This is a genomic window from Corynebacterium aquilae DSM 44791, assembly GCF_001941445.1.
Taxonomy (GTDB): Bacteria; Actinomycetota; Actinomycetes; order Mycobacteriales; family Mycobacteriaceae; genus Corynebacterium; species Corynebacterium aquilae.
This window is the reverse complement of sequence record NZ_CP009245.1, coordinates 1295734-1314696: the sequence shown is the minus strand read 5'-3', so window position 1 is coordinate 1314696 and position 18963 is coordinate 1295734. Positions and strand designations below refer to the sequence as shown.

18 protein-coding genes are annotated in these 18963 nt (G+C 61.5%); 5 read left to right on the top strand and 13 right to left on the bottom strand.

The features are described from left to right. Positions 1–17: 17 nt before the first annotated feature. The gene (locus tag CAQU_RS05565; RefSeq protein WP_211276137.1) at positions 18–938 is read left to right on the top strand and encodes an amino acid ABC transporter permease; all 921 of its coding nucleotides are present in this window, start codon (positions 18–20) and stop codon (positions 936–938) included. A 60-nt stretch (positions 939–998) separates the two neighbouring features. Then, positions 999–1763 (top strand): amino acid ABC transporter ATP-binding protein, encoded by a 765-nt coding sequence (locus CAQU_RS05560; RefSeq protein ID WP_075725956.1) that lies wholly within the window; start codon positions 999–1001, stop codon positions 1761–1763. A gap of 67 nt (positions 1764–1830) precedes the next feature. On the opposite strand, the gene CAQU_RS05555 is transcribed toward CAQU_RS05560, so the two are convergent. The 8 genes from CAQU_RS05555 to CAQU_RS05520 all read right to left on the bottom strand — a co-directional run bounded on the left by CAQU_RS05555 (position 1831) and on the right by CAQU_RS05520 (position 9852). Beyond that, positions 1831–2589 carry a sulfite exporter TauE/SafE family protein gene (locus CAQU_RS05555; RefSeq protein WP_075725954.1) on the bottom strand — a complete coding sequence of 253 codons (759 nt, stop codon included), beginning with the start codon at positions 2587–2589 and terminating at the stop codon, positions 1831–1833. Positions 2590–2670: 81 nt separating this feature from the next. Further along, positions 2671–3156 (bottom strand): pantetheine-phosphate adenylyltransferase, encoded by a 486-nt coding sequence (coaD, locus tag CAQU_RS05550; protein WP_075725952.1) that lies wholly within the window; start codon positions 3154–3156, stop codon positions 2671–2673. A 170-nt stretch (positions 3157–3326) separates the two neighbouring features. Beyond that, positions 3327–3911, bottom strand: a complete 585-nt coding sequence (rsmD, locus tag CAQU_RS05545; RefSeq protein ID WP_075725950.1) for a 16S rRNA (guanine(966)-N(2))-methyltransferase RsmD — start codon at positions 3909–3911, stop codon at positions 3327–3329. Positions 3912–3970: 59 nt separating this feature from the next. After that, a complete protein-coding gene (locus CAQU_RS05540) occupies positions 3971–4183 on the bottom strand; it encodes an acyl-CoA carboxylase biotin carboxyl carrier protein subunit (protein WP_075725948.1) in 213 nt (70 codons plus the stop codon). A gap of 84 nt (positions 4184–4267) precedes the next feature. Next, complete coding sequence (locus tag CAQU_RS05535) at positions 4268–6403, bottom strand: ATP-dependent DNA helicase RecG (RefSeq protein ID WP_075725946.1); 2136 nt, start codon at positions 6401–6403, stop codon at positions 4268–4270. Next, a complete protein-coding gene (locus CAQU_RS05530; protein ID WP_075728430.1) occupies positions 6403–8082 on the bottom strand; it encodes a DAK2 domain-containing protein in 1680 nt (559 codons plus the stop codon). Before CAQU_RS05530 ends, CAQU_RS05535 begins: the two co-directional genes overlap by 1 nt. A 10-nt stretch (positions 8083–8092) precedes the next feature. Continuing rightward, positions 8093–8809 (bottom strand): uracil-DNA glycosylase, encoded by a 717-nt coding sequence (locus tag CAQU_RS05525; RefSeq protein WP_075725943.1) that lies wholly within the window; start codon positions 8807–8809, stop codon positions 8093–8095. A gap of 32 nt (positions 8810–8841) precedes the next feature. Continuing rightward, a complete protein-coding gene (locus CAQU_RS05520) occupies positions 8842–9852 on the bottom strand; it encodes a thiamine-phosphate kinase (RefSeq protein WP_075725941.1) in 1011 nt (336 codons plus the stop codon). 62 nt (positions 9853–9914) lie between these two features. Between CAQU_RS05520 and CAQU_RS05515 the strand changes: the two genes are divergently transcribed. Then, positions 9915–10925 carry a DUF3515 domain-containing protein gene (locus CAQU_RS05515; protein WP_169836029.1) on the top strand — a complete coding sequence of 337 codons (1011 nt, stop codon included), beginning with the start codon at positions 9915–9917 and terminating at the stop codon, positions 10923–10925. 136 nt (positions 10926–11061) lie between these two features. Here CAQU_RS05515 and CAQU_RS05510 read toward each other — a convergent pair whose 3' ends face one another. Next, positions 11062–12159 (bottom strand): D-alanine--D-alanine ligase family protein, encoded by a 1098-nt coding sequence (locus CAQU_RS05510; RefSeq protein WP_075725939.1) that lies wholly within the window; start codon positions 12157–12159, stop codon positions 11062–11064. Between the two features lie 147 nt (positions 12160–12306). Then, positions 12307–13305 (bottom strand): NAD(P)H-dependent glycerol-3-phosphate dehydrogenase, encoded by a 999-nt coding sequence (locus CAQU_RS05505; protein WP_075725937.1) that lies wholly within the window; start codon positions 13303–13305, stop codon positions 12307–12309. Between the two features lie 332 nt (positions 13306–13637). Between CAQU_RS05505 and CAQU_RS05500 the strand changes: the two genes are divergently transcribed. Further along, entirely contained in the window at positions 13638–14636 is a 999-nt protein-coding gene (locus tag CAQU_RS05500) for an NUDIX hydrolase (protein WP_075725935.1), read from the top strand. A 168-nt stretch (positions 14637–14804) separates the two neighbouring features. Here the strand turns inward: CAQU_RS05500 and leuD are convergent, their stop codons facing one another. Both leuD and leuC read right to left on the bottom strand, forming a co-directional pair. After that, entirely contained in the window at positions 14805–15398 is a 594-nt protein-coding gene (gene leuD / locus CAQU_RS05495) for a 3-isopropylmalate dehydratase small subunit (protein ID WP_075725933.1), read from the bottom strand. A gap of 39 nt (positions 15399–15437) precedes the next feature. Then, positions 15438–16880: a 3-isopropylmalate dehydratase large subunit gene (leuC, locus tag CAQU_RS05490; RefSeq protein WP_075728426.1), complete on the bottom strand. Its 1443-nt coding sequence runs from the start codon at positions 16878–16880 to the stop codon at positions 15438–15440. Positions 16881–17160: 280 nt separating this feature from the next. Here leuC and CAQU_RS05485 point away from each other — a divergent pair, with 280 nt between their 5' ends. Then, complete coding sequence (locus tag CAQU_RS05485; RefSeq protein ID WP_075725931.1) at positions 17161–17886, top strand: IclR family transcriptional regulator; 726 nt, start codon at positions 17161–17163, stop codon at positions 17884–17886. A gap of 96 nt (positions 17887–17982) precedes the next feature. Here CAQU_RS05485 and CAQU_RS05480 read toward each other — a convergent pair whose 3' ends face one another. After that, the gene (locus CAQU_RS05480) at positions 17983–18744 is read right to left on the bottom strand and encodes an aldose epimerase family protein (RefSeq protein ID WP_075725929.1); all 762 of its coding nucleotides are present in this window, start codon (positions 18742–18744) and stop codon (positions 17983–17985) included. Positions 18745–18963: the final 219 nt, after the last annotated feature.

Genomic DNA, 18963 nt, shown 5'->3' with positions numbered 1-18963 from the left:
TCCAAGGAGAGTTGACCGTGACTCACTCCCCCGGCCAAACCCCCGCCCCTAAGCCCATCGAGGCTAAGCAACTGCACCACCCGGGCCGCTGGATTGCCGCCGCCATCCTGGCCCTGCTCGCAGCTCTGTTCGTCATCAGCGCCGCCACCAACGAGGCCTACCACTGGGACGTCTACCGCCAATACCTGTTCGACACCCGCGTCGCCAACGCCGCACTGCACACCCTGGCACTGACCGTGCTGGCCATGCTGCTCGGTGTCGTCCTCGGCGCGATCCTCGCAGTGTTGCGCATGTCCCCCAACCCGGTACTGCGTGCCGTCGCCTGGCTCTACCTATGGATCTTCCGTGGAACCCCCGTGTACGTCCAGCTCGTGTTCTGGGGTTTGCTCTCCGCCATCTACCAGACCATCAATCTGGGCATCACCGAAATCAACGTAGAAACCCTGCTGCAGAACACCTTCGTCCTCGCCGCCCTCGGCTTGGGGTTGAATGAGTCCGCCTACATGGCTGAGATCGTACGTGCCGGCATCCAAGCAGTTCCCGAGGGCCAAACTGAAGCCTCCAAGGCTCTCGGCATGTCCTGGTGGTTGACTATCCGCCGCACCATCCTGCCGCAGGCCATGCGCATCATCATCCCGCCGACCGGCAACGAGTTGATCAGCATGCTCAAGACCACCTCTTTGGTGGTGGCCATTCCCTACACCGCCGAACTATTCGGCCGCAGCATGGACATCGCCAACAACCTGTTCCTCCCGGTTCCCATGCTGCTGGTCGCCGCCACCTGGTACCTGGCTATCACCTCCATCCTCATGGTGGGCCAGTACTACCTCGAGCGCTACTTCTCCAAGGGCGCATCCCGCCAGCTGACCGCCCGCCAACTGGCTGCGCTGGCAGACGCCGAAGGCAAACCCCCGGCCAACGTCACCGTCACCGACTAAGACCCCTGTCTTTTTGCGTGCCCCACCACTGCCCAATTCCACTTTGGAGAAAGCGTTACCATGGCTGATTTGATGATCGACTGCCAAAAGGTCTGCAAGAGCTTCGGACACCTCGAGGTGCTCAAAGGCATTGACCTCCAGGTGCCACGAGGCACCGTTACCTGCCTAATCGGGCCGTCCGGCTCCGGCAAATCCACCCTCCTACGCTGCGTGAACCACCTCGAGAAGTTCAATGCCGGCCGCCTCTACGTCGATGGTGAGCTCATCGGCTACCGCGAAAAGGACGGGGTGCTCTACGAAATCTCCGAAAAGGACGCAGCTCTCCAGCGCGCCGACATCGGAATGGTCTTCCAGAGCTTCAACCTCTTCCCCCACCGCACGGTCCTCGAAAACATCATCGAGGCTCCCATTCACGTCAAAAAGGTTCCCGCCGACAAGGCCAAGGCCCGCGCGATGGAACTGCTCGAACAGGTCGGCCTCGCCCACAAGGCTGACGCCTACCCGGTGCAGCTGTCTGGTGGACAGCAGCAGCGTGTTGCCATTGCCCGTGCCGTGGCAATGGAACCGAAACTCATGCTCTTCGACGAGCCCACCTCCGCTCTCGACCCGGAACTAGTCGGCGAGGTCCTGGGCGTTATGCGCGGTCTAGCTGACGATGGCATGACGATGCTGGTTGTAACCCACGAAATTGGTTTTGCCCGCGAGGTCGCCGATCAGGTGGCGTTCATGGACGGCGGTGTTGTGGTCGAAGCCGGAACCCCCGAACAGGTCATCGACAATCCGCAACACAACCGCACCCGAGAGTTCCTCTCCAGCCTGTTGTAGGCCACGCGGTTGTTCAAAGGCTCCTTGGGTTTAACCCAAGGAGCCTTTGCTTTTGCTGCACGGATACCTATCCGTGCAGCAGTAAACCTTCCAAACCATGGACGAGCGCGCTGATAGCGCCGGCGATCGCGACCGTGATCGCCAGAATGCGAGCCTTGTCGCGCGGAACTCGACGCGCCAATTTGCTGCCGAGAAACACGCCGACGACAAGTCCGGCGAACCCACCTGCCCAGATGGTCCAGTGGGTGTCGCTGAGTGTTCCTGCGCCGAAAATAAGTTTTGTGCTCACACTCAGCAGACCGGTCACGATGAAAAGGGGTTGGAGTGTTGCTGCAAATTGGTGATGGGGCCACCGTGATGCTTGGGCATAAACTGTGATGACTGGGCCGGCGATGGCTGCGAGGGTGTTGGTAAAACCTCCGATGACACCGGCGATCATCGCCCAAGCTGGGTGGGTGACGGTGGGAATTTTTTGTTTACCCCACGTGACGGTGGTCAGGGCGATAAGAAGCGTAGCGCCCACAAGTACTTGAAGCCCTGATTTGTCGATCCGGGTGATCAAGATGGCGGCGGGCACCGAGCCGAAAACCATCACTGGTGCGATGAGCCAGAAGTGACGCCACTCGATGTCGTGGCGGGCCGCCCAGCTCGTGCCAATGGCAGTGAAGATGGCGAGGACGTTGACGATGAGGACGCCTTCGACAGGGCCGATGACGATCGAGAGAATCGTTGCGGCAATCAGCCCTAGCCCCATCCCGGCCACTCGCTGCAAGCCCGCACCTAACGCCACAACGGCGAAAACAATCAGTGGCAATAGTGAAGTCATAGTTGAGGCATTCCTGATGCAAAAACAGTGGTTCGGGTGTGCGCTGTACTTACTGGAAACCTAGCTTCCAGGGGTTGCTGTTTAAGCGTTAGGGTTATCGGCGAGTTTTTGGTGGATTGCGTCAACGACGACGGGTGGCAGGATTCCGGAGACGTCTCCCCCGTAGCGGGCGACTTCTTTGCACAGGGTGGATGAGATGTAGCCGTATTTGGGATCGGTAAGCAGGAAGAAGGTGTCCAGGCCGGTCATGCGATGGTTCATTTGGGCCATGGGCAGTTCGTACTCGTAGTCGAGTCCGCTCCGTAGTCCCTTAACTAGGGCGGTGATGTCGTGTTTGGTGGTGTAATCGACGAGGAGACCCGACCAGGAGTCGCAGGAGACGTTGTTCAGGTGGGAAGTTGCCTGGGTGATGAGTTCTAGGCGTTGTTCGATGGTGAACATGCCTTGTTTGTTGGGGTTGTGGGTGACCAGCACGATGACGTGTTCGAATTGGCGGGCGGCTCGTTCGAAGACGTCAAGGTGGCCCATGGTGACTGGGTCGAAGGATCCTGGGCAAACGACGCGCATAGTTTCACCATGTGCTTTCTGTGGAAAGGTGCCTCAGCGCGGTGTTTCCTGCGGGTTGTGTGCCGGCGGTGTGCGCTGGGTGCGATTGAACGGTTTTAGGGTAACAGCCGTGGTTAGTCTTAGCAGGTCTTGCCCCACTATTGGGGTTGATCGGCGATGTTGTTTGGCTTTTATTTCTCGGCGAGCGAGGCGTCGAAGACGGCCATGTCCATGCGGGCGATGCCGTAGGTGCGCTTTTTAAGTTTTTGGGTGGTGGGCACCAGGCAGTCAGGCCAGTCGGTTTCGGGACTGTCACGGTGGCGTTCGACGACGACGGCTGCACCGTCTGCCAGTAGAGGGATCATGGCGCGAACCATTTCGGCGACTGCTTCGTCGGATAGTTCGTAGGGCGGGTCAGCGAGCACCATGTCGAAGTAGTTGTGGGGGGCCGTGGCAACGTAGCTGGAGGCTTTCATCTCGACCACATCTACGTTGGGGTGTCCGACGACGGTGGTGTTGGCGCGGATGATGGCGCAGGCTTTGGGGTTGTCATCGACGAGGACGACATGTTCAGCACCACGGGAGGCTGCTTCGAGTCCGAGCGCGCCTGATCCGGCGAAGATGTCGAGGACATTTTTCCCGATGAAGCCGAAGCGGACTTGGAGGGAGCTAAACAGGCCTTCTCGGGCGCGATCGCTGGTGGGGCGAGTGCCGGATGGTGGCACGCTGATCTTTCGGCCGCGTGCTTCGCCGGAGATGATTCGAGTCTGTCCCATGTTGATTCCTCAGTGGTGATGTGTGAATGGCCGCAGGTAGGTGTCGGCACCTGGGGTGGCTACTCGCTGGTAATTTCCAGCAGAATGTCGCCGCCTTCGACGTCGCTGAAGTCTTCGTGATTGAGTGAGGCAACGATGCCGGGGCCCGGGGCTTGGAGGGAGGCTTCGAGTTTGATGGTTTCCACCATGGCGACGACGTCTCCGGTGTCGACTCGTTGTCCTTCGGCTGCCACGTAGTGAACGATGCCGGCGAATGGCGCGCAGATTCTCATGGGGCTAACTTTAGCGGCAATGCCACTCGACCTGTGTTTTGCTCATGAGTTTTTGGGGTGGTGGGGTAGCCGAGTTTTGTTGGATCAGGATTTTTCGATGAACTCTTGGGCTTCAAGTTCGACGTCGCTGACGAGTGCGACGGCAAGCTCGCGGTTGCGTGCGACCAGGGCGTCGGCGTCTGCTGCGGCGCGGGCGATCAGTGCGGTGTCATCGACGAGGCTGAGCAGGCGTACTCGTTTGTGGGTTCCGGATTGGGCGGTGCCGAGCACATCGCCTTCTTGGCGGGTGCGAAGGTCAACTTCGGCGAGTTGGAAGCCGTCAGTAGTGGCTGCGACTGCTTCGAGACGTTTGTAGGAGGGGCTTTCGGGTTCGGCTGTCGTGTGTAGCAGGCACAGGCCGGGATGGCCTCCGCGGCCGACGCGACCACGAAGCTGGTGGAGTTGGGATACACCGAAGTTGTCGGCTTCCCGGATGTACATGACGGTGGCGTTGGCGACATCGATGCCGACTTCGATGACGGTGGTGGAGACCAAGATGTCTGTGGCACCGGTGGCGAAGGCGTGCATGGCTTGTTCCTTGTGGTCGGCCTTCATGCGCCCATGCAGGATGTCTATGTTGTAGCGGCCGAGCGGGCCGTTGTGGAGTTGTTCGTAGAAGTCGAGGACTCCGCCTTCCCCGTCGATGCGGGGGCAGACGATGTATGCCTGGTGTCCGGCGTCGATTTCTTCTGCGATCCGGGCGAGCGCCCGTTGCACCCAGGCTGGTTTGGCTTCCGGCACAACCGCTGTGGAAATCGGGCGGCGGCCGCCGGGGAGTTCTTTGAGTGTGCTGATAGCGAGATCGCCGAAGGTGGTCATGGCGATGGTGCGTGGGATGGGGGTTGCCGTCATGACGAGCAGGTGGGGTGTTTTGCCGCCAGATCCGGATCCGCGCAGGTAGTCGCGTTGTTCTACGCCGAAGCGGTGTTGTTCGTCAACGATGGCAAGTCCCAGGTTGAAAAATTCGACGCTGTCTTGGATCAGTGCGTGCGTACCAACGACGATGTCGGCGGTGCCGGTGACGATGTCGAGGAGTGCTTGTTGGCGTTCGGCGGCTGTTTGCCCGCCTAGTAGCAGGGTGACGTTGAGGTCGACGCCTGCTTGCTCGAGGGTGTGTTTAATGCTGCGGGCGTGTTGGGTGGCGAGCACCTCAGTGGGGGCCAGGAGTGCGGATTGACATCCGGCGTCGGCGGCTTGGCACATGGCGGCAACGGCCAGGATGGTTTTTCCGGAGCCGACTTCGCCTTGCAGGAGCCGGTTCATGGGGGTCACACCCGCCATGTCTTTGGCGATGGTTGCTGCCACGGATTTTTGTCCCCCGGTCAGGTCGAAGGGGAGGCCGTTGAGGAGGGTGGCTCGGGCTCCTTGGCGTTTGCGGGGGCATTGTGGTGCTCGTGCTGCGGAGGCGTCGGCGCGACGCAGTGCCATGACCAGGGCGAGGGAGAGCGCCTCGTTGTATTTGATGCGGGTGCGGAAGGGTTCGGGTCCGCGTTCATCGGGTTGGTGGATTCCTCGTAGTGCCTCGTCGAAGCTGACCATGTCGGCCGGCGGCTCATCGAGGGGTTCGGGGATTGCGGGCATGTGGTCTAGGACGGCGTTGACCGCACCCAGCATGGCCCAGGAGGTTATGCCCTTTTTTGCGGGGTATACGGGGATGTATTCCAGTGCGGAGAGTAGTTCTTGGAGTTCTTCTGCGGTGCCGAAGGCGGTGAGGTGGCGGAGGTTGCCCGTGGCAAAGCTCTTTTTTCTGCGCGGGGACTGCTCGTTGGGGTCCGGGATGACCACGTAGGAGGGGTGGGAGATTTGGACGGTGTCTTGGAAGGTTTTGGCTTTGCCGGAAAACATGGCTCGCACGCCTACTTGCAGCTGGATGCTGGGAAGTTTGGCCTGGAAGAAGGTGGCGGGAATCTGGTTTGTGCCGTCACTGATGACGATTTTGTGCATCCGTTTGCCGGTGGAGGTGTAGGAGGATTTCGCCCAGGTCACTGTGCCAATACAGGTGACGGTGTCGCCGTCTTGGGCGTTGTCGATGTTGACGCCCTGTCCGTGGTGGGAGTAGTCGCGGGGATAGTGCAGGAGCAACTCCCCTACTGTTTTGACTCCCAGCGCTTTGGTCAGGCTGGATCGCACTGTTGCGGGAATCAGGTCTTTCAACGGGGTGTCGTCGGTGTAGCCGAGCACTATTCAACTCCGAGTTCCACGGTTGCGTCGATGCCGTCGGCCAGGTAGATCGCGATGTCGATGTCTTCGCCGAGGATGGCTTCCAGGTTGTCGACGGTGATGACGTCGGAGACCGTGCTTTGCACCAACACTGTGAGCATCTCGCCGTCTTTACGCAGTAAGGTTCGTGCAGCTGCTGCGGTGCAGTCCAGCACGCTTTCCCCCACGGCAAAGGTTTCATTGCCGGCGGTTGCTACCCAATCGCCTGCTGCGACGGCACCTGCCGGGGTGAGGTGTCCATGCTCAACCTGGTTGATCAGTGCGGTGCGTACGCTGGTTGCGGCTTCAGTCATCGCGAGGTTGTCGACGGCCAGGGGTTGGTTGGCGTCGTGGACTGCCAGGGCTGCCAGTCCGGCTACTAGGTGATCGGTGTTGACGATGGCCAGGGGCCGGTTGGATGCGTGGGCGGCCAGTTCGGTTGAGATGAGTTGCTGGCGGGTGGCTAGGCCGTTGGGTAGGAGAATGACTTCCTGGGACCCTTGCCTTTTCACGGCGGAAGCAATGTCGTTGACAAGGCTATCGCCTGGACTGATGGTGGTTGCTTGTGCGGCGCGGAATAGGTCAGCAAGTGGGCCTTCGGGCACGACGGCGACGATGATTCGTTTTGGACCGTGCACCACGGGCACTGGGGGCAGGATTTCTAGCCGCAGGTCGCTGATGGTGGCGCATGTGTAGAGTGCTTCGATCAGTGGGCCTGCTTGTTGGGCGTCAACGTGGATGTGAACGGTGCAGGCATCGTCTGCTGCGGGGGCGACGATGATGCTGTCACCGTAGGCGTTGAGCTGTGCCCGCACGTGTTCGATGTCGACGCCTTGCGCAAAGCACATCACTTCTAGTCGCCGCTCGTCGGTGTCGGTGTGCGTCGTCTGGTGGTTTTCGCACGAGTCTGGTTGTTGGCGGGGCGGGTGGTTGGTAGCTGTTTGTGTTCCGGAGGTGGCTGCCGCATCAAGGGTTGCATCGTCGGCGGGGCGCACCATGGCGTGGAGGACGGATTCGTCGCGCCCTTCGATTTCGTCGAGGAGGGCCTCGAGGAGGAAAACGAAGCCTTGTCCGCCGGCATCCACTACGCCTGCTTCTCTAAGGGCGGGCAGTTGGCTGGGGGTTAGCGCCAGTGCGGTGCGGGCGGCGTCGCAGGCTGCTGCGACGACGTCACGGAGCTGGGTGTCGCTGGTGGCTGGGTGCTGTTCGACCGCGTGCTGGGCGGCGATCGCCCCGGCGCGCAGGACGGTGATGACGGTGCCTTCGACGGGTTGGGAGATGGCTTTGTCGACCATTTGGCAGGCGCTGGTGAGTGCTTGGGCGACTGCGGTGGCGGTGACGTTTCCGGATCCGGTTTCTTGGGCGAGTCCGCGGAGGACTTGGGAGAGGACGACGCCGGAGTTGCCGCGGGCGCCGCGGACGGAGCCGGCGGCGAGGGCGTGGGTGATGTTGCTGGCGCTGTGGCGTTGGGTGGTGGGGAGTTTTTCGGCGATGTCGATGGCGCTGCGCATGGTGTAGGCCATGTTGGAGCCGGTGTCGGAGTCGGGCACGGGGAAGACGTTGAGGGCGTTGATTTCGGCGCGTCGTGCTTCGAGTGCGTTGACGGCGCGGTGTGCCCAGGCCAGGGTTTGGTGGCCGTTGAGTTCCCGTGCGTGTGGCATGGTGGTCATTTTAGTGGGTGGGTGGGATTGTCCAGTTGATGGGTTGGGCTCCTTGGTGGATGAGGGCTTGGTTGGTGGCGCTGAAGGGTTGTGATCCGAAGAAGCCGCGGTGTGCTGATAGTGGTGAGGGGTGGGGGCTGGTGATGGTGTGGGTGTTGGGGAGGTATTTGCGGAGTTTTTGGGCGTGTGCTCCCCAGAGGATGGCGACTAGTGGTGTTCCTCTGTTGTCTAGTGCGCTGAGTGCGTGTTGTGTGATGGTTTCCCAGCCTTGGTTTTTGTGGCTGTTGGGGGTTTTGGGTGCGACGGTGAGGACGGTGTTGATGAGTGCGACGCCTTGGTGGGTCCATGCGGTGAGGTCGCCGTGTTGGGGCATGGGTATGTGTTGGTCGTTGACGAGTTCGGTGTAGATGTTTTTGAGGCTTTTGGGTAGTGGTTGGGTGTCTTTGGTGGTTGCGAAGGCGAGTCCGATGCCGTGGCCGGGGGTGGGATAGGGGTCTTGGCCGAGGATGAGGACTTTGATGGTGTTTTTGTCGGTGGTGTAGGCGCGCCAGATGTTGGTGTGGTGTGGTAGGAATCCGGGGCCGTTTGTGGCTTGGTCGGCGAGGAAGTCGTTGAGGTGGTTGATGGTGTCTTTGAGTGGGGCGAAGGTGTCTTTCCAGCTGTTGTGGATGGGTAGTTCGCCGTGTTCGTTGTAGAGGGGGCCGTAGGGGCCGAAGTGGTGTTCCATGGGGTGTGTTGGGGTGTGTTGGGGTGTGGTGTTTAGGTGGTGGCTGGTTTGTCGAAGGCTTGCCAGCCGCGGTTGTAGGGCGGGTTTTCTCCGTCGATGCTGACGGGGAGGTGGCCGCGTTGTTTGCTGACGTGTCCGATGATGCGGAAGCCGCTGGGGGGTTCGTGGACGGTGGTGGCGAGCAGGGTGTGGTCTTCGCCGCCGCTGAGGATCCATTCCCAGGGGTCGGTGTGGCAGATTTGGGCTGCGTGTGCGAGTTCTGGGGTGGGTTGGATGGCGTTGGTGTGGATGTCGATGCGGACGTTGCTGGCGGTGGCGATGGCGGTGAGGTCGGTGATGAGGCCGTCGGAGTTGTCGGTCATGGCGGTGGCGCCGGTGGCGCGGGCGACGAGTCCGCGGTTGGGGACGAGTTGGGGGTCGAGTTGTGCGCGTACGAGGTGGGTGAGGTGGGTGGGGATGTTGTCGGGGCCGAGTTTGCTTAGTAGTGCGAGTCCTGCTGCGGCGTGGCCGATGTTGCCGGCGGCGACGAGTTTTTGGCCGGGTCGGGCGGCGTTGAGGGTCAGTGGTGGTTTGTCGCCGCCGATGAGGCCGATGGCGGTGACGGCGATGGTGAGTGTTGGGGCTTGGGTGATGTCGCCGCCGACGAGTTCTGCGCTGTAGTCGGTGAGTCGGGCGTTCATGCCGCGGGCGAGGTCTTCGATGGCGGCTAGTGGGGTGTGGGCGGGTGCTGCGAGGGCTGCGACGGCTGCGATGGGGCGGGCGCCCATGGCTTCGATGTCGGCGAAGTTTTGGGTGATTGCCTTGCGTCCCAGGTGGTAGGCGCTGGTCCAGTTGGGGTTGAAGTGGCGTCCGCTGACGAGGGCGTCGGTGGAGACGACGGTGCGGGAGTTGGGTGCTGGGCTGGCGAGCACTGCGGCGTCGTCTCCGTTGCGGCTGCTGGGGGCGTTGCGTCCGATGGCGGCGATGGTTTCGTGTTCGCCGGCGTCTTTGATGGTGGGCCCGGGGTAGGTGTCCGCGGTGAAGGTGGTGGGGCAAGATGTCACAAGCGTCACTGTAGTGGATGTTGGGGGTGGCTCGTGGGTGGTTGGGTTTATGCTGTTTCTTTATGAGTGATCGTGATGTGAGTGCGTCCCCGGTTGTGGAATCTTCTGCGGAGTTGGAGAGTTTTTCTGCTGTCAGTAGGACTCCGATGTTGATTGCTTTGGGGTTGGCGATTGCGTTGACTGTGGGCGTGTTGGTGGGGGCGAAGGTGGTGTATGAGCGGGCGGCTCATCAGCCGGTGAGTTTGTCGCCGGTGGCGGCCCCGGATGCGTCTTCTGTGCAGTGTGCGGAGTTTCTTGATCGGTTGCCGAAGAAGGTGATGGGTTTTGAGCGTGCTGAGTTGGCGGATCCTGCACCTGAGGGGGCGGCGGTGTTTGCGGCTGATTCGCAGCGTCAGGTGTCGGTGCGGTGTGGGGTGAGTGTGCCGGCGCAGTTTTCTGTGCTGTCTCATACTCGGGATGTGGATGGGGTGGAGTGGTTGAAGGTCACTGATGACACTCCGGGTAGTTCTTTGGTGTCGTGGTATTCGGTCAATCGTGCCCCGACTGTTGCTGTGACTACTGATGTGGCGGATGATCCGGTGGTTGACCTGTCGGAGGCGGTCGCTGGGATTGCTGAGGCGCATCCTCAGCCGGCTGGTGTTCCGCTGGGTGATCTGCCGCAAGCGGCCGATTATGCGGCTGTTGCCGCGCAGTGTTCTGCTTTTGCTAAGGCGTTGCCGGCGTCTGTGGGTGATGGCTATAAGCGCTTGGATGAGGCTGCGGTTCGTGCTGCGGGTGCCCCGGAGGGCGCTGTGGTGTACACGGCCGAGGGGGTGGAGCCTGTGGTGGTTCGTTGTGGTGTTGGCTTCCCGGTGGAGTATCAGCCGGGTGCGCGTCTTGATGATGTGAATTCGGTGCCGTGGTTGACTTCGGCGGAGCTGAAAAATGGTTCGACTGCGGGCGTGTTTTATGGCCTGGGCTTTGATGCAACGGTGGCGGTGAGTACTCCGCGATCGGTCGGTGGCACTGCGGTGACGAGTGTTTCTGATGCGATGGTGAAAAACCTGCAGCGTAGTCAGGTGCAGCCGCAGTAGGGGCCGGGTCTTTTTGTGCGTGGTGAAAAGCTGCGCTTGGCCGCCGAATAATGCAACAACTCGGGGCGGTTCGTATCTTGGTTGATGCGAACCGCCCCGAGTGTTTCTTACGTGTCCTGTGGCTTAAAGGGAGGGTTTATTCTTTGGGCCGGTGGGTGGCCAGGGCACGTTCGATGAGGATGCTCAACAGTTGTTCGTATGAGACACCGCTGGCGGCAAACACCTGCGGGTACATGCTGATCGGGGTGAAGCCCGGCATGGTGTTGATTTCGTTGAGGACGGGGCCTGCCTCGGTGACGAAGAAGTCGACGCGGGCTATGCCTTCACAGCTCAGCGCGTGGAATGCTTCGACGGCGAGGCTTTGGATCAGTGCGGTGTGCTGCTGGCTCAGGGGCGCGGGGATGTGGGCGGCGACGACGTTGTCGAGGTATTTGGTGTCGAAGCCGTAGAAGCCTTCTTCGGAGGCGTCGGTGCCGACGAGTTGTGCCGGAACGGAGGCCACCACGCGGCCGTCGGCGTATTGCACCACACCGACTTCGACTTCGGGGCCGACGATTTCGGATTCGACGATGACTTTGTGGTCGTGTTCGCGGGCAAGGTTGACGGCGGCGGGGAAATCGTCCCAGCTTTCCACCTTGGAGATACCGATGGAGGAACCGCCGCGCGCGGGTTTGACGAACACGGGCAGGCCTAGCAGGTCTTTTTCGGCCTCGGTCAGTTCGGTGCGGCCGCGCAGGACGACGTCTTGGCCGATGGGCAGGCCTTCGGCGTTGAACAGCTTTTTGGTGGCTTCTTTGTCTTGTCCGCACGCGGACGACAAGACGCCGGTACCGACGTAGGGAACGCCGGATAGTTCGAACAGGCCTTGGATGGTGCCGTCTTCGCCGAAGCGTCCGTGCAGCACGGGGAAGATTACATCGGCGCGGGCGTAGAGCTCGCCGACGTTGTCCCCGTCGGTGTAGCGCAGTTCGCCGGCGTGCGCCGGGTCGATCGACAGTGTCACCGCTTGTCCGCCGGCAACGACGGGCATGGTGCGGCCGTTGATGGCGAGTTTGTCGTAGTCGGTTTCGCCTACCACCCAGGTGCCGTCTTGGGTGATGCCCACGGGGATGACGTTGTAGCGTGCGGGGTCGAGGTGGCTCATGACGGCGCCAGCGGAGACACACGACACGCTGTGTTCGGAGCTACGGCCGCCATAGACGACGGCGACATTGATGCGATCGGGGTTGTTCACGTCCGCACATCTTACCCGTGAGACAAGCTTGCTCCGTGTGTGCCACACCTTTGCCGCTGGAGGCGATCGTTTGCGGGCGTACGTGGCCCGGCAATGAAAAACCGCCGTCGCCAGGATGTTTTTGGCGACGGCGGTCCACGCTTCTGACTATTCGGCTTTCTTGCTGCGCCCCATCAGGTTTTTGACCATGTCGGCAACGTCCGCCCCCGCGTGGCATACCCCGTAAACGGCTTGGGTGATGGGCATTTCAACCCCGTGCGCTTGGGCAAGGTCGAAGACCGAACGCGAGCTAATCACGCCTTCGGCGACTTGGCCGTGGGTGGCGTGTGCGGCCTGCTCGAGGGAGTCCCCGCGCCCCAGCCGCACGCCGAAGGAACGGTTACGGGACAGCGGGGAGGAGCAGGTGGCGACCAGGTCGCCCAGACCGGCCAGACCCGCCAGGGTGCGGGCGTCCGCGCCGAGTGCTTCTCCCAGGCGGGTGATTTCTGCCAGGCCGCGGGTCATGACGGTGGCCAGGGTGTTCTCCCCCAGTCCGCGGCCGGTGGCCATGCCGCACGCCAAGGCGATGACGTTTTTGCAGGCGCCGCCGATTTCGCAGCCGACCACGTCGGTGTTGGTGTAGGGGCGGAAGTAGGGGGCGGCCACGGCGTGCTGGATGAGGGTGGCGCGGGCTTCATCCTCGCAGGCAATCACGGTGGCGGCGGGCTGTTCGAGAGCGACCTCCCGGGCGAGGTTCGGCCCGGAAAGTACGGCAATGCGACTGGATTCGGCGCCGGTGACCTCGGCGATGACCTCACTCATGCGCAGGTGGGTGTCGCGTTCGATGCCTTTGGCCAGGCTGAGCAGGGTGGCATCTGCGGGAATATCATCGCGCCAGGCGGCGAGGTTGTCGCGCAGCGTTTGTGAAGGAACACCCAGCACCACGATATCGGCACCGGCAAGCGCCTTGTGGGCATCGTGGGTGGCGGTGATGCTGCGCGGCAGAGTCAGGCCGGGCAGATAGTCGGCGTTTTCGCGGGTGATTTGGATAGTCTTGGCGACCTGTTCGCGGCGCGCCCACAAGGTGACATCACTTCCGGCGTCGGCAAAAACCTTAGCCAGGGTGGTTCCCCAGGAACCTGCGCCCATTACTGCTACAGAACTCACGGCTGGTGTACTCCTTGACGTTGTTGTAGCGCCACTGCCCTTTTTATCGGCACGCTCGCTTGTCTCGTGTGAGACCCCCAGCATATATCGCCAGCGGGTGACACACAGGCTCGATCGCAGTCTCTTCCGGTGTGGCGCAGACACCAGCGTGGAGTTGTGGCGGCCCCACACAGCAGCGAACCACGCCATGTTGGGTGCTATTCCTGCAGGATTGGGGTTTTGGGATTAGATTCAGTGGGGAAGAAAAAGCAGAAAAGCATTGTGTGGCACCGCGCGAAGGCTTGCCGGCCTTTGCGACATAGACGCGACGGTGCGTGGAAGGAAAGACTCTGATGGGTTCAGCTCAGCGCGAAGAACAAAAAGACACGGCGGGAAAGGTTGCGGTCACCGGCCGTTACCAGACGATCCCAGCGAAGGTCGCCCAAGATTTTACCCGCCCCACCTTTGCTGCGGGTGCGGTGTTGTGGCGTCGCTCGAGCGACAACCCGGAAGAGTTTGAGTTCGCGGTGATCCACCGCCCCCACTATGACGACTACTCGCTGGCTAAAGGCAAGGTAGATCCGGGCGAGAACCTACCGATGACGGCGGTGCGAGAAATCGCGGAGGAAACCGGTTTCGAGGTTCGTCTGGGCCAGCTGCTCGGGCATGTGACCTACCCGGTCGCCAAGCGCACCAAGGTGGTGTTTTATTGGCTGGCTGAGGTCACCGGTGGTGAGTTTTCCTCCAATAACGAGGTGGATACGATCGCCTGGGTGGATGCTGCGACCGCCCGCGAGATGCTGTCCTACGAGTTGGACCGCAACGTGCTTGATAAGGCAGTCAAGCGCCTGGGTGTACCGGTGGATGCCCGCTTGATTCTGGTGCGCCATGCGCACGCTTTTTCGCGTCGCACCTGGGCAGGCAATGATCATTTGCGCCCTTTGGATAAGAAGGGTTTGCGGCAGGTGGAGTTTTTGCCCGCCATGCTTCAGGGCTACCGCCCGACCTCAATCGTGTCGGCTTTGCCGGATCGTTGCCAGCAGACCGCGCAGCCGATTGCGCAGCACTTCGGGTTTGAGCTCACCATTGATGAGGATTTTGGTGACGATGCGTGGGTGAGCCGGATGGCGGCGGTGAAAAAGCGTTTTGAGGCGCTGATTGCTCAAGGCGAGTGCCCGATTGTGGTGTCCCAAGGGTTGACCATTCCGGATGTGGTGGCCTGGTTGAGTGCCAAGGGCCGTTTGCCGTTGGAGGAGTTCGATACCAAGAAAGCTGGGGTGTGGGTGTTGAGTTTCCACCAGGGTGAGCTCATTGGTGCGGACTACTTGGCTTCTCCCCTGCCGATTAAGTAGCTGCCTAGGCTCCTGCCCCTGAGGTGGGGTGGGATAACAAACGGCCCCCGGGATGTTCATCCTGGGGGCCGATCGCTTTCTCTTCTTCGCCTTGCACTATAACAATTGCTGCCGGGTCGCTGTCAAATTCATGTGAAAGCACCTTTACGCTGGCGAAAATGACTGTATTTATGCTGTGAGGGCGCGGGGTTTGTAGGCGGGCCGTGCAGCTTCGTATGCGTTGATGGCGTCTTCTTGGCGCAGGGTCAGCCCGATGTCGTCAAGGCCTTCCATCAGGCGCCAGCGGGTGTAGTCGTCGACGTCGAAGCTGAACACGTGGCTGCCGGCGCTAACGGTTTTGTTCTCCAGGTCGACGGTGAGTTCGATGCCGGGGGTTTCGGCCATGATTTTCCACAGCAGTTCGATGTCTTGCTGGGGCAGGGTGGCAGCCAGCAGTCCTGCTTTGCCGGCGTTGCCGCGGAAGATGTCGGCGAAGCGGGAGGAGAAGACGACCTTGAAGCCGTAGTCCATCAGCGCCCAGACGGCGTGTTCGCGGGAGGAGCCGGTACCGAAGTCGGGGCCGGCGACCAACACGGAGCCGTTGGCGAATGCTTCCTGGTTGAGCACGAAGCTGGGGTCGTTGCGCCAGGAGCTGAACAGTCCGTCCTCAAAGCCGGTGCGGGTGACGCGCTTGAGGTAGACGGCGGGGATGATCTGGTCGGTGTCGACGTTGGAGCGGTTCAGGGGCACGCCAACACCGGTGTGGGTGGAGAATTTTTCCATGGTTTCAACTTGTCCTTGTGTCTGTGGTGCGGCGTTGTCTTAGGCGTTGACCAGGTCGGAGGGGGCGGCCAGGTGTCCGGCGATGGCGGTGGCGGCGGCGACTTGCGGGGACACCAGGTGGGTGCGCCCGCCTTTGCCTTGGCGGCCTTCGAAGTTGCGGTTGGAGGTGGATGCGCAGCGCTGGCCGGCGGTGAGCTGGTCGGGGTTCATGCCCAAGCACATGGAGCAGCCGGGCTGGCGCCATTCGGCGCCGGCGGCCTCAAAGATGGTGTGCAGCCCTTCGGCTTCGGCCAGTTCTTTCACCCGGGCGGAGCCGGGAACGATGAGCATGCGTACTCCGTCGGCGACGGTGTTGCCCGCCAGGATGTTGGCCACCGCGCGCATGTCCTCAATGCGGCCGTTGGTGCAAGAGCCGACGAACACGGCGTCGACGGCGAGCTCGCGCAGCGGGGTGCCGGGAACCAATCCCATGTAGTCGATGGCTTTGGTAGCGGCCTTGCGTTCTTCTTCGTCGCTGAAGTCTTCGGGGCTGGGCACCGCCTGGTCCAGGGGCAGGCCCTGGCCGGGGTTGGTTCCCCAGGTGACGAACGGGGTCAGCGCGGAGCCGTCGATGTCGACGACGGTGTCGAACTGCGCATCATCGTCGCTGCGCAGGGACTTCCAGTACTCCACGGCGGCATCCCAGTCCTCGCCTTGGGGGGCGTGGGGGCGCCCCTTTAAGTATTCGAAGGTGATCTCGTCGGGGGCGATCATGCCGGCGCGGGCGCCCGCCTCGATCGACATGTTGCAAATAGTCATGCGGGCTTCCATCGACAGCTTTTCGATGGCGGATCCGCGGTATTCGATGATGTGGCCCTGGCCGCCGCCGGTGCCGATCTTGGCGATAATGGCCAGGATCAAATCCTTGGCGGTCACGTCCGGGCCGAGCTCGCCGTGGACGTTGATGGCCATGGTCTTAAAAGGCTTTAAGGGCAACGTTTGGGTGGCCATGACGTGCTCCACCTCGGAAGTGCCGATGCCGAAGGCAATCGCACCAAAGGCGCCGTGGGTGGCGGTGTGGGAGTCGCCGCACACCACCGTCATGCCCGGCTGGGTCAGACCCAGCTGGGGGCCGACCACGTGCACGATGCCCTGCTCCACATCGCCCATGGGGTGAATGCGCACGCCGAATTCCTCGCAGTTTTTGCGCAAAGTGGCGACCTGGGTGCGGGAAATCGCGTCCTTAATTTCGGTAATCGCGCCGGTACTAATGCCCTCGGTGGGAACGTTGTGGTCCTCGGTGGCGATTGTCAGATCCGGGCGGCGCAGGCGGCGCCCTGCCAGGCGCAGCCCGTCGAAGGCCTGGGGGCTGGTGACCTCGTGGAGGAGGTGGAGGTCGATGTAAATCAGGTCCGGCTCGTCACCGTTGCCCTGAGCAACGATGTGGTCGCGCCAGACTTTTTCCGCCAGAGTGCTGGGCTGGGAGGCCGCGGAAGCGTCCATGTGCTCCTCCAAGAAGTCGATGAGAGAATAAGGAAAAGAATTGATCAGGCGAGTCACTGCCTTGATGCTGCGACGGTGCAGCGGCGCCACCGTGGGTGAGCGGTGGCTGGTGCCCCACAACAGAATATGAGACGGCTGCACATGTCGTACGTAGCTTTCCCATAGTGTGAGCAGTTAAACTGTCCAGCGTTCCAAAGAATGAAACACATCTCACTATGAGGGATAAGTCTTACTGTATACGGGATTGCAGTCCCATGCAATGGGACGCTAGTATCACGCTATGGGAAAGATTAGCATGACTGACACACACGCCGAAAGCGGCATCAAAGTTCTCGACCGCGCCGTCGCCATCCTCACCGCCGTCGCCAGCCGACCCCACTCCCTCGCGGAGTTGTGCGAAGCCACCGGCCTGCCCCGCGCCACCGCACACCGGCTAGCCACCGCCCTAGAAACCCACCGCATGCTCGCCCGCACCAGCGACGGCCGCTGGTCCATCGGCTCCACCTTCACCTCCCTGTGCGCATCCACCCCCGACCGCATCATCGACGCCGCCACCCCCATCATGGCCACCCTGATGGAATCCACCAACGAATCCGTCCAGCTCTACCGACTCACCGGCACCAGCCGCACCTGCATCGCCGCCGTCGAACCCTCCAGCGGACTCCAAAACACCGTCCCCGTCGGCTCCCGCATGCCACTGACCCACGGCAGCGCCGCCCGCGTCTTCATGGCATACGCCTCCGAACAACTCAAAGCCGCCATCCTCCCCGTCGCCGCCTTCGACGAAAACGACCTCGCACAAGTCCGCACCGACGGCTACGCCTCCACCATCTCAGAGCGCGAACAAGGACTAGCCTCCATCACCATGCCAATCTTCGACCACGGCCAAGTCGTCGCCGCACTGTCAGTATCCGGGCCCACCGAACGCTTCCTCCCCTCCCCCGAAGACCGCTTCGCCGAAGCACTCACCCACGCCGCCCGGGCACTATCCGAAGCGCTCGCCTAAACCACGCCCACGCCTTAAAAAAACTTTCCCAGCAAAAATCCCGTTCACACCCACCGTGAACGGGATTTTTTCCTAGCCCAATCAGCTGGCGAACTGCTACAAAACAGTCCGCTGCACCTGCATATCAATCATCAACGACCCACCAGCATCAACGACAACACCGTGAGTTTTCGGGCCGTGGATCATCGGCTCCACGCACACAAAATCAACCCACCCCTCATCCGGCAGATCCCCCATTCCAGCCGCCTGCTCCACCCCCGGATTCCACACCACAAACGTATCCGCAGCCCGGCTAGAAACCGACACCTCAACCCCACGCTGAGCATCCCGAGCCACCAAACGCGACACTCCCCGCACACCCACATCGCAGCCGGATTCATCAAAGGTCAACACCGGACGAGAAGCATCGCGATACACCTGATCCCCACGGAAATCCGCCACCTGCGCGGCGCTGAGATTACCAACTTCCACATCGCGCACATCGGGCACCGCAAAATACGGATGGAAACCCAACTGCAGCACCGCAGCCGCAGAGGTTTGATTGTGCGCCGTCAACTCCATATCGAGCCGATCCTCGGAGAACAAAGCCACAACACGGTAGTCGACACCAAGGTGAGACAACGTAGCCACAAGGCGCGAATCCGACTCCTCAACGACCGTCCACTTCTCACGGCGCAGCATCCCATGATTCGGTTCATCGGGATACACATCAGCCAAACGCTGACCAAACTGCGGACCAATCAAGGGCACCCCACCACGAATCGGCGCATCCAGCATCCGCCCAGTCGAAGGCGAGACATACAACAGCTCGCCGGCAGCAGTGATATGGGCACCAAAGGGATCAAACGTGAAACTCATAGCTTCCACACTAGGACGAAAAATTCCCCAGTGCCCCACCACCAACCGCCAGCAACACCAACAATCCCGCCGCCTGGGCCTGCGTCATCGCCGCAGTTTTGCTCAGCCTCGCCAACATCATCGAACCACCGATCCGCCTTCTAGCGTGATGGATCCTGCCCAGCGAAAACTAGCCCACACCGCGACGACGAACCGGGTCCACAGACAACAGCTCCACCA

Coding starts and splice junctions, on each gene's coding strand:
- CAQU_RS05560 (WP_075725956.1), top strand. CDS start 999: ATGGCTGATTTGATGATCGACTGCCAAAAGGTCTGCAAGAGCTTCGGA.
- CAQU_RS05555 (WP_075725954.1), bottom strand. CDS start 2,589: ATGACTTCACTATTGCCACTGATTGTTTTCGCCGTTGTGGCGTTAGGT.
- coaD (WP_075725952.1), bottom strand. CDS start 3,156: ATGCGCGTCGTTTGCCCAGGATCCTTCGACCCAGTCACCATGGGCCAC.
- rsmD (WP_075725950.1), bottom strand. CDS start 3,911: ATGGGACAGACTCGAATCATCTCCGGCGAAGCACGCGGCCGAAAGATC.
- CAQU_RS05540 (WP_075725948.1), bottom strand. CDS start 4,183: ATGAGAATCTGCGCGCCATTCGCCGGCATCGTTCACTACGTGGCAGCC.
- CAQU_RS05530 (WP_075728430.1), bottom strand. CDS start 8,082: ATGCCACACGCACGGGAACTCAACGGCCACCAAACCCTGGCCTGGGCA.
- CAQU_RS05525 (WP_075725943.1), bottom strand. CDS start 8,809: ATGGAACACCACTTCGGCCCCTACGGCCCCCTCTACAACGAACACGGC.
- CAQU_RS05515 (WP_169836029.1), top strand. CDS start 9,915: ATGAGTGATCGTGATGTGAGTGCGTCCCCGGTTGTGGAATCTTCTGCG.
- CAQU_RS05500 (WP_075725935.1), top strand. CDS start 13,638: ATGGGTTCAGCTCAGCGCGAAGAACAAAAAGACACGGCGGGAAAGGTT.
- leuD (WP_075725933.1), bottom strand. CDS start 15,398: ATGGAAAAATTCTCCACCCACACCGGTGTTGGCGTGCCCCTGAACCGC.
- leuC (WP_075728426.1), bottom strand. CDS start 16,880: ATGGACGCTTCCGCGGCCTCCCAGCCCAGCACTCTGGCGGAAAAAGTC.
- CAQU_RS05485 (WP_075725931.1), top strand. CDS start 17,161: ATGGGAAAGATTAGCATGACTGACACACACGCCGAAAGCGGCATCAAA.
- CAQU_RS05480 (WP_075725929.1), bottom strand. CDS start 18,744: ATGAGTTTCACGTTTGATCCCTTTGGTGCCCATATCACTGCTGCCGGC.